The sequence below is a fragment of the Shewanella hafniensis genome (assembly GCF_019655335.1).
In the GTDB taxonomy this organism is placed as follows: Bacteria; Pseudomonadota; Gammaproteobacteria; order Enterobacterales; family Shewanellaceae; genus Shewanella; species Shewanella hafniensis.
In genome coordinates this window covers 1-18,514 of sequence record NZ_BPFD01000084.1, presented here as the reverse complement: position 1 = coordinate 18,514, position 18,514 = coordinate 1, and the positions used below count along the sequence as shown (strand labels likewise).

Sequence of the window (18,514 nt, the reverse complement as noted above, 5' to 3'; positions counted from 1 at the left end):
GAAGTAAATATAGTAATATAGGCGATGCTACAACGACATATACGCTCACATCAATATTCTATCAAGCTTAATTAGCTAACTGAATAAAATATTATCCCCTTATCACACTCAATATATATGAGTTAATGACCGTTATCGAATGGCTAAGTAACAGGTCACGGATAATGTAGATAGCTAACTTAATTAAAAACTCGATTACAATATGGACAGAGAAGAATATGTATAATTCAAAACAACTCAAAATAGGTTATTTCATTTTTACCCGACTAAATGTACTTAAAATAAAATAAACCATCAACGAATAAACAAATAATAAGAGAAAATCTTTCATCCATAAAAATGAATTAAAAGATTGATTGATCGGCATGTAAAATAGGATACCTACCAGACACAATGAAAAACCAATGAATGCATTTTTTTGGGTAAGCCAAGAATAAAACAAAAATGATATAGCAAGGGTAAAAAGAACAACAAATGGAGAGATCAATAAACCCCAGATCCCCATAGAAGAGTAGGCCTCACCAAGGAAGTATGAATTCATGTTTACATTAGATTCTTTATAACCAAATAACTCAGTCATAACAATAGCATCGGCCTTAGGTGGTAAGTCAAAAAACCTACCCGCAAAAGGAAAGTTATAAAGAATATAATTAATATCTGGTTTTATTAAAGCAACTATAAAATACATGCCGGTCACTTGAGCTACAAAAGCTCTATTTATGAAAGCCAAAACACCAGAAAATAAATCCATATTGTCACCAACGATATATGGCAGCAAATATAGTAACATTGATAATAATACCAAAATAGAAATTATAACAAAACTTCGCCAAGAAGAACCTAAGATATGCAATCTAACAAAAAAAATAGCTATAGCGAAAAGCACAGCAGGCGCTTTTTGTAAATCTGCAATTAAATAAATCATTGTAACTAGACAGCTAATAACGCACACAGTATATGTGACCGATTTTCTGTTATATGCACGTGCAGATGTAAGCACTAATGGGAGTGTGATTATGTATATTTTAAATAAATTATGAAAAAATGGAATATTATAATCAAGCTCACCTTTCATCAAACTTGCTTTAACGATTGATGCTTGAATGAATCCATCATTAAATGCAACATATAAAGGTAAGTTTTCAACACCAATATATAAAAAACTTATTAAAGCCATTAATATCTGAATGCTTACTAAGGGCAAGCACGAATATTCACTATATACAACCCCGGATTTAATACGGCCATATAAATCAACCTTTGCATAAGGCTGAGCACACCAAGGGATAAGAAGTAACAGTACAACCAAAGAATACAAATAAAAAGAGGTTATCAAGGTTGTATTATCTAGACTAAGCCTTGAAACTATACCATTACCAGGTAATTGTGCAATGCTGTCCTTGAAATAATATATAAAAAAAACACCAAAAAACGAAAATATAAACACATTCACATAAAAAAATATATTTATTGGACTAATACCTTTCGAATTAAGCCTAAGCGCAAAAATTTTATTCATCAATATGAATAAAATTATAACCAATAAAAAAACAATCCACATTTATTTAACCTTAACGGGCTGTTTGACATTATATCCAAAATAAAGAATTGATTTTATGTGCCATACACAAAAAATTTTTAAACCATGAAAATTAGCACAAGCCAAGGAGAGGGCACTAAATTTGAGTCATAATTACTTAGGCGTGATCCTTTCATTTTGACATTAACAGGCGGATTCCCTAGCAGGCTGAATGGTAACATATTTTGTTAAATATATTGATAGACACATTATTCGAACAGATATAGACGAATTTTGATTTAGTTTTACATTATAGAAATCAGTATACCGCTTATTTTCTGAGTATCAAAATTGTTCTAATTTTATGCTTTTCAAGGTTTTTAGCAAAGTATACTCCCGTCATACTGGACGTACTGCTATATCCATTCTTAGCTCACCGATAGCCCGACCAAGTGCGACACAGAGTTGATTTATTCCGGACTCCAATCCGCCAGTATCATCTTTACAAACTCCACTACCATCTCGGTTAGTTTGCGTTTAGCAGTGCAAGCTCGTCGGTTCATGGCCGTAGCATGGGTCTCTCTGGGATCACCCCCTTTGGCTTGTTGAGTTCCTTTTCCATTTTCTGGGCACTGTTGATTTATTGATCCCAATACACTACGTTGTTTCTGACTGACAGGCGCCCTGTCTATGCAAAGAGAATTCTAGTATGCTTGGCCTTCGGTTAGCTGCTAGTACATCTTTCGCACTTATTTGGTAAACATGTGTAGAGTTGTACCATCAGTTAGGCCAATCATTGCCTCACCGAGCATTGCACTTCGGTGTTGACTCCACGACATTAACTCATATATCTATTTGAAAGACTTCTTTATACAAAGGGAAAAAAGCGCCTTTATTGTAGTAATTCTTATAATTTTAGAAATTTTGCTCGCTCCTACTGGAATAATTTCAAATTTTTTATTTATCTTTGGATGGTTAGTTGTATGAACACATCCTCTTGCATATTTATTTTTGAATATTGCATCTAAAAATCGTACTTTCACTGAAGCAAAACTATGTATGCTTTCAATTTGCTTTTTAACTTCAACAATGCTTTTATCGCTTATAAAATTTATTTCTTCCAAAACATCGTCAACACATTCTTTCTTAAATACTTCTAGTGGTGTATAGCCGGTATAAGTAGTTTTTAATCCTACACATAAACGACCTTGTAAAAACTGTTCCGCAAATGCAGTGCCGCCTGGAAATGGATGGCTATCTATATATAATTTTGCTGCACTCGTTGCTTTTATATATTCTTCGTATGGCAGTGATTTGCACAGTGTCAGTCTATTCCAGTATTTTAACTTTATCGCCCACCACCAATAGTTAGTAAAAACATTAACGCCAATTATTTGAAATGTTGACATGTCATATTTATCAAGCAGCGCACTAACTAAAGGCATTATACTTTTCTGGTTATTGGGTTTGTATTTACCGGCTGATGCGGCACTTAAAATCAAATCGCCATTTTCAAACTTATAACTACTTTCTGAATTTTGTTTACTGGTGTCGATAGGTATACCCAAAAAACATTTTTTAGCTTTTAATCCACGCTTTGCGTCAACAGCCACTCCATAGTCACTTATTTCATACCATACATCTGAAATAGAGCTTCCATAACTAAAAGTATGATCTGCATGGTTAACGAAATGGATTTTAATATCGCGCTTTATTCTTTTTGCTAAACCACAAGCAACAATAGAATAAATATCCTCAGGATGTGTGTTTATAACAACAATGTCATACTGCAAAACCACCTTCAAAAGGAAAGCAATCTTTTCCATTACTGAATAGTCGCCATCAGAACCATCATGTATTTTAGAAAAAAACACGTTCTCTCTTTCAATGATTGATGCCTGTGGCTTTTTAGTTATTAGCAAGTCAGGCTTAAAATCTAGGAAAGTTGCAAGCCTTTCCATCAGCCTTGTGTGTCCACCAGTATGATATAGTTCTGTCGCTATAAATATCACCTCATCATGTGTTGTTTTATTTGCCACATCATGTTCGAACTGTAAATCCGTAAAAATTTTATCTATTAAAAATAATTCAACATCATTTAAAGAATATATACCGACTTCATTTACACGTAAAAGCAACCCTAACTGCTCAGCTTGCTCTAACGCCTTATCAATAGGAAGCTGATAAATCTCAGCTTTGTAATAATCGATGAACTCAATTATTTTTGGGTTAACAGTGGGTTGCATATATATAAACTCAATTTTTATCAGCAGGCAATCCGCTTAATATTAGAAAACACTACAACAAAGTAAATGAAATAATTTATCGCATAGGCCATATTTGCCCCCACGACTCCATACTGTTGCACTAATGTATAAGTAAGCGCAACAAAGCTCATCGTGAACACGATTTCAGTGCCGACAAACCATTTAGTGGCGCCACGAGAGATCATTGGATAGGCATACAGCCAAGCCAGGATTTTAATTACATCACCGGTTAATTGAATAGCAAACAGGTCACGTGCGCTGCGAAATGCATCTGTAAACAGCAGTGAAATCGCTACATCACGCAATAAGTAAACACCGAGCGCCATAATCGCGACAATCGGGATAATTACTCGTGCGGTTTTATGGATTTCACTGACAATGGCATCAACACTGGTTAATGACGCGAGGCGCGGCAAATAATAGGTGCCGAGCGCCATGGTGATCACCCCTAAATAGACTTCAGAGATTTTATACACCGCTTGCCATTGGCCGGTGGTATCCCAACCCACTTGGTCAATCAAAATATTTCGCACCAAGATCATGGAGACCGGCACGGTTAAGGCGCTGGTGATGGCCATCAGCATATAACCGCCAATCTCTTTGCGCGCTTTGGGCTCGACCACGCCCCACCAATAACGCAGCTTAAACCAAGGTTGGCGCAGGTTGGCGATTAACATCACTACGCCAATCAAGGCAGCTTGCACGGCTGCCGCTAATAATGCGCCTTCAATATTTTGCCAAGCAATCATGCCCAACATTACACCGCCCGAGATCAGCGCCGAAAGCATGCCCAGGCCGACATAACGGCGATATAACTGCTGGCCGTTGATCACCGAATTGCACAAGGTGCCTATGGCAGCAAACGGCAATAAGCAGACGGTCGCCACCACCACCCAGGCAAGATTTGCATCTTGAAATAAGCTGCTGGCTATCGGCTTGGCTAAAAATATCCCCAGCGGAATAGCTATCGCCGAAATAATAAGCACACATTGCAGCGCGGCGCGCCACCAAGGGGCGCAGGCGTCAAAGCCTTGCTCTTTATATTCAGCGGTAAAACGCACCACACCGCTACCGGCTGGCGCATTAATAATGCCGTTTAAACTACCCACCATGCTTTGTACTTGGCCAAGCATCGCCATGCCAGTGGGGCCGGTATAAATGGCCACCACCTTGGCAATGACAAACCCCATCGCCATGCGCAGCAGGGTTAATAACCCGGTCATGGCGGTGACTTTGAGCAAACGCTTCATCCAGCAAACTCATTCATGGCAGCAATCACTTGCTTCACCGCTTCATCACTCATGGTGGGGTCAAGAGGAATAGAGAGCACCTGTTGGTGAATTTGCTCGGTCAGCGGCAACTGCATTTCGGCATATTGCTGATACGCCTGCTGCTGATGCGGTGGGATGGGATAATGAATTAAGGTTTGAATACCTTTATCCGCCAAATGCTGTTGCAAAGCAGCGCGGTTTTCACAACGCACTACAAACAGGTGCCAAACATGTTGTTTGTAATGTTGAATAGTTAATGGCGAATCGTTACTGGTGAATGCGGCGGCATCGAGTGGTAATACGATGCGTGGGTTGTTGATGCCTTCACAATACATGGCGGCGATCTGCTGGCGGCGGGCGGTTTCGGCCTCTAGATGGCGCAACTTGACTCGCAGCATGGCGGCTTGTATTTCATCAAGGCGGCTATTTACGCCTTGATAGAGGTTTTCATACTTTTTATGGGAACCGTAGTTGCGCAAGGCTTTGAGGGTTTGTGCCAATTCGTCATTATTGGTAGTGATGGCACCGGCATCGCCAAGGGCACCGAGGTTTTTGCCCGGATAAAAGCTAAAGCCAGCGGCATCGCCCCAGTTACCGGCGCGCTTGCCGTTAATCTCGGCGCCATGCGCTTGGGCGCAATCTTCCAGCACCAATAAGTTATGCGCTTTGGCAATCGCCATAATGTCTGGCATCGGGCTCAACTGACCATATAAATGCACTGGTAGAATGGCTTTGGTTTTCGGGGTAATGGCAGCAGCCAGCGTGGCAGGGTCGAGGTTATAGCTGGCAGGGTTTGGCTCAACCAATAGCGGTACCAAATCATTCTCGGTGATGGCCAGCACAGAGGCGATATAGGTATTAGCCTGAACAATCACTTCATCACCGGCTTGTAGTTTGCCCAGTTCCTTCCAAGCGCGCAGGGTGAGAATTAATGCATCCAGCCCATTGGCGACACCAATCGCATGCTTGGTGCCGCAATAGGCAGCAAATTCAGTTTCAAATTGGGTCAGTTCATTACCCATAATATACCAGCCGGAATCAATCACCCGCGCGCAGGCATCTTTGAGTTCTTGCTGATATTGGTTATTGATGGCTTTTAAATCGAGGAAGTTGATCATATTACTGCTCTATATATTTAATAATTTTGGCCGGATTACCCACTACCACAGCGAAAGCAGGTACATCTTTCGTCACGACGCTCCCAGCCCCCACCATGGCATGTTTGCCAATGGTAATGCCCGGTAATAAGGTCGCGTTGGCACCAATAGAAGCGTTGTCTTCAATAGTGATACGAGCAAACGCTTCAGGATACACTTTGGAGCGCGGCATTTTATCATTGGTAAAGGTGGCACAGGGACCGATGAAGACGTTATTACCAATGGTGGTGGCGTCCCAGATATAGACGCCCGATTTCACGGTGACGTTATCCCCTAGCACTACATCATTTTCAATCAGGGTATGGGCACAAATATTACAATCACGGCCAATGGTGGCATCTTTAAGCACGACAGCGAACTGCCACACCCGAGTGCCTTCACCTATGTTGTTGCTTTGGACATCACTGAGCGGATGAATGAACATGGCTATTAGCGGCCTCAATAAATTGTGCATAGTCGCGGATATAATCTGACTCATCATAAAGCTGGTCAGCCAACACCATCAGCACGCAATCTTCAGAAAAGTCGTACATTTCTCGCCACATAAAGGATTCAATCAGCAAGCCTTGGGCCGGATTATCGAGCAACACTTCGACACGTTCGTTACCATCATCCAATACAAAACGGCAAGACCCGCGCACTGCAATAGCCACTTGTTTAAGCGTCTTGTGGGCATGAAAGCCGCGGCGAACGCCCTCTTTGGTATTAAAGAGGTAATAAACCCGTTTAACCGGAAAAGGGATGTTTTTGCCTTCTTCCAGCGCAATAAGCGAGCCGCGATCATCACCGTGGGCTTGAAGGGGAATTAGCTTAATTTGCATGTTAAATTGCCTGCTTGAATTTTAAAAATGATTGAGCGTTCTGATCTTTTTCCGAAAGCAAGACACGCTCAACAGGCCATTGAATATTCAGATCGAGATCATTCCATGCAATTGCACCTTCACTTTCACGATGATAATAATTAGTCGTCTTATACAAAAAATCTGCCGTATCGCTTAATGTCACAAACCCATGGGCAAACCCTTCCGGGATCCACAGTTGGCGTTTATTTTCGGCAGAGAGATGCACCCCAACCCATTGGCCAAAGGTGGGTGAGCTTTTGCGAATATCCACTGCTACGTCAAACACTTCACCGACCACGCAGCGCACCAATTTACCTTGCGCGTGCGGCGCAAGCTGGTAATGTAAGCCACGCAATACGCCTTTGCTGGATTTTGAGTGGTTGTCTTGTACGAAATTAACCGAATAACCCACAGCCGCTTCGAATTGCTGTTGGTTAAAACTTTCAAAGAAAAAGCCGCGCTCATCGCCGAAGACGTTGGGTTCGATGATTTTTACGGCAGGGATTTTGGTGTCGATGATCATCATTTTAATGTTGAGTGCTTAATGTTGAATGTTGAATTTATTTACTGGTAGCTGGCCAGTTGCTTTAATGCTGATTGCCAATCACTAGGCTTGATGCCAAACGCTTGATCGATTTTTTGGCAATCGAGTTTGGAGTTGGCTGGGCGTTTGGCGGGGGTTGGGTATTGGTCTGAGGTAATCGCATTTACCTGCATCTCTTTATGTCCATCTTTGCTTTGCTCTTTATTCAAGAGCCCCTGCGCCTTGGCTTGCTTGAAAATTTCAACCGCGAATTGCTGCCAACTCACATGTGGCATACCAGAAAAATGATAAATGCCATATGCCGTGCTGCCATTATATAAGGCTTGTACCATAACAATTAAGGCATGGGCAATATCACCAGCATAGGTTGGGCTACCAAATTGGTCTGCTACCACTCCGAGTTCATCTCGGCTTTGTGCCAACCTCAGCATGCTTTTTACAAAGTTATTGCCCGTTTCACAAAACACCCAAGCAGTACGCAGAATAATATACCTCGGGCAGGCCGCAGCAACAGCCTGTTCACCCGCAAGCTTACTGTGACCATACACACCTTGAGGTGCAACAGCATCGGTTTCAACATACGAACCCTCTTTATCACCTGCAAACACATAGTCAGTGGAGATATGCAGTATGCTTGCACCAACACTATTAGCCGCTTGTGCTAAATATTCAGGCCCATACCGATTAATGGAGTAAGAAAGCTCTACCTCTTGTTCGGCTTTATCTACTGCGGTATGGGCCGCTGCGTTGATAATGGCATCCGGCTTAAATTCATTAACAAGCTTATTGACTGCATCACGATCAGTAATATCCAATTGGTCGCGATCTACTGCCAAACATTCAATTTCAGACAGTTCAGTTAATTGCTTTACCAGGCAACTGCCTACTTGGCCATTACTTCCAGTAACAAGGATTTTCATTTTTTATCCGCCAATTGTGCCAGATACTGACCGTACTCATTTTTAAACATCGGCTTGGCAATATTTTTAAGCTCATCAGCGCTTAGCCAGCCATTGCGAAAAGCGATTTCTTCCAAACAGGCCACTTTCAAGCCTTGTACATGCTCAATGGTTTGGACAAAGGATGAGGCTTCATGCAGGCTCTCATGGGTGCCGGTATCAAGCCAAGCAAAACCACGGCCTAATAATTCGACATTAAGTTCACCGGCTTTTAAGTACATGTCATTAAGGGTGGTGATCTCAAGCTCGCCACGATGTGACGGTTTAACTTCTTTTGCCAGTTCCACCACCTTGTTATCGTAAAAATACAGGCCCGTGACTGCATAGTTAGACTTAGGCTTAGCTGGCTTTTCTTCAATAGAAACAGCCTTCATGTTTGCATCAAACTCCACAACGCCAAAACGCTCAGGGTCTTTTACTTGATAGCCAAATACAGTAGCGCCCGTCGGGCGACTCGCTGCATTTTTGAGAGTCTTGGAAAAAGATTGCCCATAAAAAATATTATCGCCAAGCACCAAACACACATTAGAGTCACCGATAAATTCTTCGCCAATCATAAAGGCTTGAGCTAGGCCATCTGGTGAAGGTTGTACTGCATAGCTTAAGTTGATACCAAAATCTGAGCCATTACCCAGTAAGCGACGAAACGCCTCATTATCTTCTAGGGTAGTAATAATTAATATATCTCTAATGCCCGCTAACATAAGTGTTGATAGCGGATAATAAATCATCGGTTTATCATAAATGGGCAACAGTTGTTTAGATACACCACGGGTTAATGGATATAAACGCGTACCTGAACCACCGGCTAAAATAATTCCTTTCATTAAAAAATAAGCTCCTAAATAAATAGTCCCTAGGTTTAAAGAAAAATCAGGGCTTTAAAACAAAATAGTAAAAGGCATTAAATGCCTAAACGCTCACGCTGATAAGTACCATCTTGAACATGCTGGCACCATTCTTGGTTAGCTAAATACCACTCGACGGTTTTGCGTAGACCCGTTTCAAAAGTCTCTTGTGGCTGCCAATCAAGCTCTGCATTCATTTTGCTTGCATCAATGGCATAACGGCGATCGTGGCCAGGTCTATCAGTTACATAGGTAATTTGCTCAGCATAAGGTGTGTTTTGGGGCACTAATGAATCTAAGATGCTGCAAATAGTTTGTACTACTTCTAAGTTCCGCTTTTCGTTATGACCACCAATATTGTAGGTTTCTCCAATTTTGCCCTCGGTAACTACTTTGTATAGTGCACGAGCATGGTCTTCAACATACAGCCAATCGCGGATCTGATCGCCTTTGCCATAAATTGGTAATGGCTTGCCTTCAAGGGCATTGAGGATAACCAGAGGGATTAACTTTTCAGGGAAGTGAAACGGGCCGTAGTTATTTGAACAGTTAGTTACAATCGTTGGAAAACCATAGGTACGTAGCCATACACGTACTAGATGGTCGCTCGAAGCTTTAGAAGCTGAATAGGGGCTGCTAGGAGCATAAGGAGTCGTTTCGGTAAATAATGGCAGTTCAGAGCCTGCCGCCACTTCATCTGGATGTGGCAAATCACCATACACTTCATCGGTTGAAATATGATGAAAACGAAAAGCTGATTTACGCTCAGCATCAAGTTGCATCCAGTAATGGCGAGCAGCTTCCAGCAGCGTGTAAGTGCCAACAATATTAGTTTGAATAAAATCAGCTGGGCCGGTGATTGAACGGTCAACATGTGACTCTGCCGCCAAATGCATTACTGCATCAGGTTGGTACTGTTCAAATACTCTATCTAGCTCTGCTCTGTCACAAATATCGACTTGCTCAAATGCATAACGCTCACTTGCCTCCACGCTCACAAGCGATTCTAAATTTCCTGCATAAGTCAGTTTATCAAGGTTAATTACGTTATCTTGAGTATTGCTGATAATATGACGAACTACTGCAGAGCCAATAAAACCAGCACCACCTGTTACTAAAATTTTCATTTAATTACTCTTTCATATTCTACTTTTTAAAAAGCCTTTGTAGGCATACAAAATAAAACATTTAATGGCTTCAAAAAAATTTAAACCAACAACTTCACGATAAAAAGCCCACTGCCATTTTAATATAGTTAATTTATTTTGTGTCATGCCTGTATCCACACGATATTTAGCTAATACACTGTCAATTCCAAACGCCTTATCTATATCTTTTAAAATACTAAGCCATAGCCCCATATCTTGTCTTTTACGAATTAACGGCATATAGCGCTTACCTAATATTTTAGCGTTATATATAGCAGTTAAACAGCCAATGACATTGCCAGTCAATAACTGATTATAAGTAACTGAGTTAGGCGGTGTAATTATTCCACCATCACCGTTAGCACCAAACTTCTGATATGCACTGTACGATAATAAAACATTATTAACTTTCATAAAGGCAATCTGAATCAACAGCTTATCTGGAAACCATAAGTCATCAGAATCAAGAAATGCAATATAATCACCTTTTGAACTTTCGATACTGTTATTACGTGATGCGCCTGCACCAGAATTTTTATCTAGCTCAAACAACTTAATTCGATTATCTTTTTCGCAATAGGAACGAACTATATCTCTAGTATTATCAACAGATACATCATCAGTAATTAATAATTCCCAGTTTTGATATGTTTGAGCCATAACTGACTCAATGCTTTCAGCGATAGTTCTAGCAGAGTTATAGCTTGGCATGATAATCGATACTAGTGGTTGATATTCCATTTATCGTCCCATACCAAATAAAACAACTTTAACCGTTTTTAAAAGAATTTTTATATCTAATAAAGTACTATGATGTTTAATATAGTAAATGTCATATTTGTGCTTCCAAACTGCATCTTCAACTGAAGCACCATAGGGGTAACTCACTTGCGCTAACCCAGTAACCCCAGGTTTAACCGCATGACGGAAACGATAATAGGGAATTTCTTTTTCGAGTTTGGCGATAAATACTTCGCGTTCTGGCCTCGGTCCAACAATCGACATTTCGCCTTTTAAAATATTAATTATTTGAGGTAATTCATCAATGCGGGTTTTGCGGATAAAATTACCCACTTTTGTTACGCGAGTATCATTTTGAGTTGCCCATTGCGCGCCTGACTTTTCTGCATCACTACGCATTGAACGGAATTTAATGACTTCAAATTCATCATTATATTGTCCTGTGCGACGCTGTTTATAAAATACAGGACCAGGGCTTTCTAATTTTATCGCCAAAGCGGTAATAAGCCCTACTGGAATTGCCACGGTACAAAGCAAAAATGCTGCTAATAAATCAATAACTCGTTTTGCTAACTGGGTACGTTTGGTTGATAAAATCGAGAATGCTTTTTGATGTAAAAAATAACCGCTATGAAGTAAACGAACCTCAGTATAACCTAGCCGTTCATCTAGATAACTTACTAACGGCTCCACCCAAGCACCCAACTCAGTTGCTTTAACCAAAAATTGCCGTTGCTCTTTGGATAAACGAGCACTTTCAAAGTGACAAATAACTTTACAGCTTAAATCAGTAATGCTGTAGTCATTAACGATCATATCGAATGAGTAATCATCAATAATCTCACCTATCTCCAACTCCCTATCTTTAGGGCAATAGACATAAATTACCTCCTGAGTGAGTACCTGTCGTTTTGACTTAAAACGTTTAGTTACCGTTTTAATTGGTTGAAACTCATCGGCTTCTACTATTTCATTGACTCGTAAATTCATACAAAGACCTAATTTGTTAACCATTAGGATGGCCTATGGCATGCAGAGCACCGCTACATGACTTTAAAATCAAATGCAGAAACCCTACGTTTATATTCTATACACTCTGTTTACGAGCAAAGTGCCTTATTAAAACAAACATAACACCTAACATGCCGCCAAGCATTGTGCCTAGTGCCTAGTGCGCATATTAATGCGCGTTTAGGCTGAACCCTTTCTTCAGGGGCTAATGCGGGATCGATGGTTTTAAATACGTATTCATCACGAACTTCGGCAAACATAATGGTTTTGGCTTGCTCTTCCACCAACTTATAAAGAATCGCTTTAATATCGGCGACATTGGTGAGTTCTATCTGCTTATTTACAAACTGCGTACTGCGCTCTTCCTTCTGTACATCCCAATGTTTCATCACCCGATTGATGTCCTCCACCTGCTAGGTTAACCACTGTTACTGCTTGGTGGGAGTTCTAATTCGAAATCTCCACTTTTTCCATCTCAGCCTTCCAACCAATGCTGAGACACATTTCATCCATTTTGAGACAGCCGTCTGTTCACCATCCCACGTAAAGCCTAGGTTTTACTGTTCTTCTAAAAACTGTCCCAATAGGCCCTTAGAAGGTGCTAGAGTCTAGAGCCTTGCTTCGCAACTGCTAGAACGCCACTACGTGGCTCTAGAATCTAAAAGCTGGATTCCCGCTGTCGCGAGAATGACAGATAACAGAAAGATTCTAGATTCTACTCTTTTCTCATGAAGTGCCTAATTAAAACAAACATTACGCCCAGCATGCCGCCGAGCATAGTTCCTAGCACGCATATTAACGCACGTTTCGGTTTATCCTTTTCTTCGGGCGCTAATGCTGGGTCGATGGTATTAAATACGTATTCATCGCGCACTTCGGCAAACATAATGGTTTTAGCTTGTTCTTCCACCAACTTATAAAGAATCGCTTTAATATCGGCGACATTGGTTAGGGCAATTTGCTTATTTAAAAATTCACTGCTGCGATTGGCTTCAGCTACATCGCGCTCTTTCATCACTTTATTAATATCTTCAATTAACCAAGTGACCCATTGCTCTGCAACCGTTGGGGATAAATGCTCAACAGAAATAGTTACCATGCCTGATTCTTTATCTTTATTCACAGCGATGATTTTACTAAAAACCTTATAAGCCTCTTGCATCGATGGCTCAGGTTTTAATGGTGCTTTAACTTCACGCACCCAAGTATTAGTGGCTTCATTATAGGCATCTTCATCATAGATAAGTTTATCTGTATCACGATCCCATTTTTCAGCGGCCATTAAGTCAGCAAGGATATTATGTTTTTGGATAAAATCGCTGGTAAATTGACGCGATTTTAATACCTCAATGGCAAGCTGGGTTTTATCAGTACCGCCTTTAGCGCCTAAATTAACTCCAGCTAAGCTGGCTAAACCGCCAAATTGAGAGGCTAACGCGCTCAAGCCACCACCTTGTTCTTCAGCTGCCGGGGCAAGTAATGCCTCAGACTTATATATATTGGGTTGCATTATCGCAAATACCACAGAACCAATAGCGAACACTGCCGTAATGGCAATGACTAACCATTTGCCTTGCCAGATGACGGAGAACAACTCACGAAGATCGATTTCGTCATCTTGCACTTGAGGAAACCTTGCGTCGGATTGGTATGTGTTTGGGTTTTGAGTAATTTGTCTGTTCATTGGTTCTTCAGGTTCTAGGCCCTAGGTGCTAGGCCCTAGGAAAGCTTAAAGATATTTAAAGAAAGTGTTATGAAAAGCAGAGCGCTGCGCTTCTAGGGGCTAGCGCCGAGAGCGAAGCGTCCTAAGTGCTAGGTGCTAGCGCCTAGAGCGAAGCCTCCTAGAGGCCTAAGGCCATCCTAGTTTCTAAGTACTTTTATAATCTGCGGACTCTTCTCGGACACTGCCTTTTCGTATTTTTATCAAAGAAGCAATCATTGCTGAAATTTCTTTAGCCTCTTTGATAAGAGTCATTCCGTTTTGCTTGTCTATCACGCCAATTTCTATCGCAATATATATCTGAGTAATCAGTTCCCCAGATGAGCCTTTTGCAAAATAAAGAAATCTTGCGGACTCTGCATTCGACTCACGTTCCTCCCCCTCAGCAATGTTTGAGGGAATAGAAACTGCCGCTCTGCTCATCTGATCTCTGAGCCCATAATCTCGGCAATTTTTAAGTTCCTTATAAACATCACATGAAAGGCGACAAGCGCGTTTCCAAACATCCAGTTGTTCGAATCGCATTGGGGCTCCTTAAAAGCAGAAACTAGGACGCTGCACTTCTAGGGCCTAGGGCCTAAATCCTAGAGCCATGCAGTGGCGTACTAGCAGGCCGAAGGCCGTTCTAGCGCCGCTAATCCTTGATAGCAAAAATCAAAAATTACCGCGTATAACTGCTGGCGGATAACAACTTCTAGCAATGGTTCGTCCAGATTCAAATAATCATGCACCAACACATTACGCATGCCGATTATCTGACGCCAAGGCGCATTGCCTTTAAGTAAACCTGCATTATTTAAAATATCAAAGGCTTGATAGGCCTCCAATATTGGACGTTGGTTTACTTGTTGCGCCCAATGTTTGGCAATACCAATTGCTGACTCAATGCTTATTTGCATTAAACGTTGTAAAGCCAAACGCTGATATTTATCAAGTGGTGCCTGCAAAAAGTGGTTACGCAGTTCTTCTAAATCACTTTGGCACTGCTGCACATGGACACGCATTGCCGCTAAATACCCGTCATGTTTTATGTTATCGCTCATGTATCACCCACTGCTGTAGATAGTCGGTTTCATATCGCGACATGATTTTACCCACACCCTGCAGCATTAAACCTCGCTCGCGGCAATACCAAAGGGTATTGGCTTGTAGGACTTCGATACCAAGCAGTATGGGTGCTTGCATAAGGTCAATCACCGACAATTGACCATCACGTAGCTGTAAACTTTGCTGCCAATCCAGTAAAAGCATCTCGGGGCGCATACGCCGAGCAAAAATATCTGGCTCAAAGGAGGTAAACTGCACAGCTAAATCTAAATCACTGTGCTCATGAGCCAATCCCTTAGCGTGCGAACCGTATAGCCAAAGCGCGTTTATTTGCTTATCTGCATCAGCCAATTTCAACAACTGCATCTTGCAACGGTTAAATTCTTGCTCAGTCATGGTACCTCCGTGGAAAAGCAGAGCGACTGCGAGAAGCAAGGGCGCTTTGCTGCTAGCAGCAGCGTTTTGTAATGCGCCCTAGAAATTGCGGAGCAACGCCCTAGCATCTTCGTTTTACAGCCCTGAGATTACCGATACAGCAATTGCAGTATTATAAATAATGCCGGTTATCTGTGACCATAAGGTTAGGTTATCTTTGTATTCAGTATCTAATGGTACAACTATGGTATCGCCTGGTTCCATGGCACTTCCACCATTAAACCAAAAAGATGATTCAGGCATTTGGACAGAACCATCAGCTTTTAGTACATAAGAGCGTGATTCATCGGCACGTTTACGCGCTCCGCCTGATAAAGCCAGATATTGATCGAAAGTCATACCTTGCTTGTATCTGTGTGTACTTGGGTGTTGCACTTGGCCCATGACAGAAATCGTTTGATTGGTCGGTGGAATGTACAAGGCATCGGCATCCTCAAGCATAAGGTTTGCGCTATCAATCCCTAATTCTATGGCATTAATATCAACAACTAATCGACCCACCGTTTTGACATTCTCGAGCTCATTGAGCATTTGATTTGCATCGTTATAACCAATAGTTGGGGTATCTTTGGTCAGCGCTTTCGCAGCTATCTCTCGGCGCAATTCATCAGCAAGTTTTGATAACTCAAGCTGCTCTTTATCCTTTACCGATTTACGTAAAAATACCGCACTGCGAGGAGCAGCATCTGTGGTTAAGCCACCCGCTCTCGCCAAGACATCTTTTAAGCTTTCACCGCGTTGAATGCTATAGGTACCTGGGAACTTGACTTCCCCTTTAATGGTTACCCAACGAGTATCTTGCCAATCTGGAAGGGTGCGAACCGTTAGAATATCGCGGCTTTGTAGCTTAATATTTGCAGATGGATCATTTTGCATTACGCGATCTAAGCTCAGCTGCACATGCTCAACTGACACCCCATTTTGCTCTGATACTTGTTGCCGAGTTAATTCCGCTGCAAGGGTATAAGCGCCTTCCTCTAAACCACCGGCAGCGATAAGTAGCTCTTTAACATCAGCATTAATCGTGATGGGATATTGGCCAGGAAAACGTACATTTCCATTAATACTGACCAACTTAGCAGCATCGCCAAAACGGCTTTGCTCTCTCAGCTTTTGAATTATTGGCTTTAGTAACGCTTCGCGGTCTGCATAATCAAACACTATGATTGAATCACGCGGATTCAATTGAGGATTGTAGTGTGATTTAGGCTCACCTATTGCGCGTCCGAGCGCAATACGCTCAACTTGAATATCGCCGCGCTGATTTATCTCACGTACTAGTAAGGCATAATCCAAATCAGCTGAAATAGTGAGGTCACCCCAAATTGAAGGAAGTAAATCCGCAACGGTCAGACCTTTCGTCCATTGATACTTACCAGGTCGAACGACAGCACCAGCGACAGTAATCGCATTATCGATACGGCTGGAGGCCGATCTTACATTTAAAAGGTCACCATTTTTAACTAAGGTGTTTAAACCCGCATTTTCGGTCAAATCAACACTGATTACGGTTTTAACTGATTCGTTACTGAAACGTTCAACCGTACTTGCTTTAGGATAAGCGCCTGGGTTTAGACCACTAGCCATGCGAATAACATCGGCCATTGTTTCATTATTTTTGAGTTCATAAATAGCGGGACGACGAACCTCCCCCATCACACTCACCGAACCACCTGAAGATGGAATGAATACGACATCACCAGATTGTAAACGAATATCCCCAGAGGCATCCCCGCGAAGCAGAAGATCATATAAGTCTAAGTGGCCTACCGTTTTACCAGCACGCTTAATTTGAATATTGCGTAAACTACCAATTTGGTTCACGCCACCAGAGATAAATAGGGCTTGAGTAATTGTCGATAAACTTGAAACTGTGTAAGAGCCTGGTTGGAAAGCATCACCTGCAACGAAAATGCGGATTGAGCGTAATTCGCCCATAGTGATATTTGATTCAATGCCGATCATGCTTTGGCTAATCTTTTGCTGTAATAATTCGCGCACCTCAGCAAAACTCAAACCAACTAGCGATATAGGCCCTAAATTAGGAAACTGAATGGCACCATCACGGCCCACTGTTAATGTATATTGGTTATTTTCTTTACCGAACAACTGAACATTCAGACTATCACCAGGACCAATCATATACTCAGCAGGTACGGGCACATCACTAACTGGTGCAAATGTACTTGGTGAACCCGCAAAGAGGTCGTAGCCAAAACGTTTGAGTTGATTTTCTTTTTTATCTTCGATTGCCTCAACCGTAGATTCTGACTTAGTCGCTTGATTTAACTGATCGCTCTCTGATTGATCAACCACATTATTTTTCGCCGCGCGCGGAGTCACTACTGTAGGATTTTCAACAACTGTCGCTGTGGTACTGGCCCCAGTTATCATTGAAGGGTCAACACCATATTGGCGTGCTAATCTTTCTTGTTCAGACTTAGGTAATGCTTTGAACTGCTCGATCATCTGCGGAGATGGCGTAATGGCATTAGCCTGCGCGCCCATCAAAATCGCGGCGCTTATGCCTAGTATGATGAATTTTTTGACTTGTCGTAGCACCAGATATCTCCGTTTATAAAAATTGGGGCAAAACTTATTTGATTAGATTTTATCCGCACCTCTCGTTCGAGAGCTCAACCTTCGGTTTCTCACCTTTCAGGCACGCTACCGAGCCGCGTGGCGGCCTGAGGCCTTCGGCGTCCGCTTAACGAATGAAACTATTCATTCGATGCCTTTCAGGCACGCTACCGCCCATAGATTGCGGCTTCTATATTGCCCTTCGCGATGCGAAAATCTTTATTTTTCAAGCAATAAAACTTTATCATTCCTTATGTAAGGAATGGCAAGGCTCTAATCCTTTAGTATTCCTAGCGAGTAACATCATCAAACTTTTGAGAAAACACGCCGAGTAATTTCTACTTTAGGTAGGCAAATACAACAATAATTTAACTAGGCTAATTGTCGTCTTTGCCTCAATACCCACTTTAAAAACTAAGCTAGCC

Annotated in this window: 17 protein-coding genes and 1 pseudogene; all 18 read right to left on the bottom strand. The window is 41.7% G+C overall.

The window, feature by feature from the left end:
- Positions 1-247: 247 nt before the first annotated feature.
- Positions 248-1,561 (bottom strand): hypothetical protein, encoded by a 1,314-nt coding sequence (locus K5Q99_RS18560; protein WP_220777732.1) that lies wholly within the window; start codon positions 1,559-1,561, stop codon positions 248-250.
- Between the two features lie 809 nt (positions 1,562-2,370).
- Entirely contained in the window at positions 2,371-3,765 is a 1,395-nt protein-coding gene (locus K5Q99_RS18555; protein ID WP_220777731.1) for a hypothetical protein, read from the bottom strand.
- A gap of 20 nt (positions 3,766-3,785) precedes the next feature.
- Positions 3,786-5,036 carry an O-antigen translocase gene (locus K5Q99_RS18550; protein ID WP_220777730.1) on the bottom strand — a complete coding sequence of 417 codons (1,251 nt, stop codon included), beginning with the start codon at positions 5,034-5,036 and terminating at the stop codon, positions 3,786-3,788.
- A complete protein-coding gene (locus tag K5Q99_RS18545) occupies positions 5,033-6,175 on the bottom strand; it encodes a DegT/DnrJ/EryC1/StrS family aminotransferase (RefSeq protein WP_220777729.1) in 1,143 nt (380 codons plus the stop codon). The genes K5Q99_RS18550 and K5Q99_RS18545 overlap by 4 nt, the downstream gene beginning before the upstream one ends.
- Before the next feature lies 1 nt (position 6,176).
- A complete protein-coding gene (locus K5Q99_RS18540; protein WP_220777728.1) occupies positions 6,177-6,638 on the bottom strand; it encodes an acyltransferase in 462 nt (153 codons plus the stop codon).
- Positions 6,616-7,035 carry a sugar 3,4-ketoisomerase gene (locus K5Q99_RS18535; protein ID WP_220777727.1) on the bottom strand — a complete coding sequence of 140 codons (420 nt, stop codon included), beginning with the start codon at positions 7,033-7,035 and terminating at the stop codon, positions 6,616-6,618. Before K5Q99_RS18535 ends, K5Q99_RS18540 begins: the two co-directional genes overlap by 23 nt.
- Position 7,036: 1 nt before the next feature.
- Positions 7,037-7,582: a dTDP-4-dehydrorhamnose 3,5-epimerase gene (gene rfbC / locus K5Q99_RS18530; protein ID WP_220777726.1), complete on the bottom strand. Its 546-nt coding sequence runs from the start codon at positions 7,580-7,582 to the stop codon at positions 7,037-7,039.
- Positions 7,583-7,620: 38 nt separating this feature from the next.
- Positions 7,621-8,520 (bottom strand): dTDP-4-dehydrorhamnose reductase, encoded by a 900-nt coding sequence (gene rfbD / locus K5Q99_RS18525; RefSeq protein WP_220777725.1) that lies wholly within the window; start codon positions 8,518-8,520, stop codon positions 7,621-7,623.
- Entirely contained in the window at positions 8,517-9,386 is an 870-nt protein-coding gene (gene rfbA / locus K5Q99_RS18520) for a glucose-1-phosphate thymidylyltransferase RfbA (protein ID WP_220777724.1), read from the bottom strand. The genes rfbD and rfbA overlap by 4 nt, the downstream gene beginning before the upstream one ends.
- 77 nt (positions 9,387-9,463) lie before the next feature.
- Positions 9,464-10,534, bottom strand: coding sequence for a dTDP-glucose 4,6-dehydratase (gene rfbB / locus K5Q99_RS18515; RefSeq protein ID WP_220777723.1), 1,071 nt, complete (start codon positions 10,532-10,534; stop codon positions 9,464-9,466).
- A 12-nt stretch (positions 10,535-10,546) separates the two neighbouring features.
- The gene (locus K5Q99_RS18510; protein WP_220777722.1) at positions 10,547-11,296 is read right to left on the bottom strand and encodes a glycosyltransferase family 2 protein; all 750 of its coding nucleotides are present in this window, start codon (positions 11,294-11,296) and stop codon (positions 10,547-10,549) included.
- On the bottom strand, positions 11,297-12,286 hold the full coding sequence (locus tag K5Q99_RS18505) for an exopolysaccharide biosynthesis polyprenyl glycosylphosphotransferase (protein WP_220777721.1): 990 nt from the start codon (positions 12,284-12,286) through the stop codon (positions 11,297-11,299).
- Positions 12,287-12,383: 97 nt separating this feature from the next.
- Positions 12,384-12,717 (bottom strand): annotated as a pseudogene (locus K5Q99_RS18500) (GNVR domain-containing protein); the annotation flags it as partial.
- Positions 12,718-13,022: 305 nt separating this feature from the next.
- Positions 13,023-13,991 carry a Wzz/FepE/Etk N-terminal domain-containing protein gene (locus tag K5Q99_RS18495; protein ID WP_220777720.1) on the bottom strand — a complete coding sequence of 323 codons (969 nt, stop codon included), beginning with the start codon at positions 13,989-13,991 and terminating at the stop codon, positions 13,023-13,025.
- Between the two features lie 183 nt (positions 13,992-14,174).
- Positions 14,175-14,552, bottom strand: coding sequence for a four helix bundle protein (locus tag K5Q99_RS18490; RefSeq protein WP_220777719.1), 378 nt, complete (start codon positions 14,550-14,552; stop codon positions 14,175-14,177).
- 80 nt (positions 14,553-14,632) lie between these two features.
- Positions 14,633-15,070 (bottom strand): type VII toxin-antitoxin system HepT family RNase toxin, encoded by a 438-nt coding sequence (gene hepT, locus K5Q99_RS18485; protein ID WP_220777718.1) that lies wholly within the window; start codon positions 15,068-15,070, stop codon positions 14,633-14,635.
- On the bottom strand, positions 15,060-15,470 hold the full coding sequence (gene mntA, locus K5Q99_RS18480) for a type VII toxin-antitoxin system MntA family adenylyltransferase antitoxin (RefSeq protein WP_220777717.1): 411 nt from the start codon (positions 15,468-15,470) through the stop codon (positions 15,060-15,062). The genes hepT and mntA overlap by 11 nt, the downstream gene beginning before the upstream one ends.
- 114 nt (positions 15,471-15,584) lie before the next feature.
- The gene (locus tag K5Q99_RS18475) at positions 15,585-18,071 is read right to left on the bottom strand and encodes an SLBB domain-containing protein (protein WP_220777716.1); all 2,487 of its coding nucleotides are present in this window, start codon (positions 18,069-18,071) and stop codon (positions 15,585-15,587) included.
- Positions 18,072-18,514 lie beyond the last annotated feature (443 nt).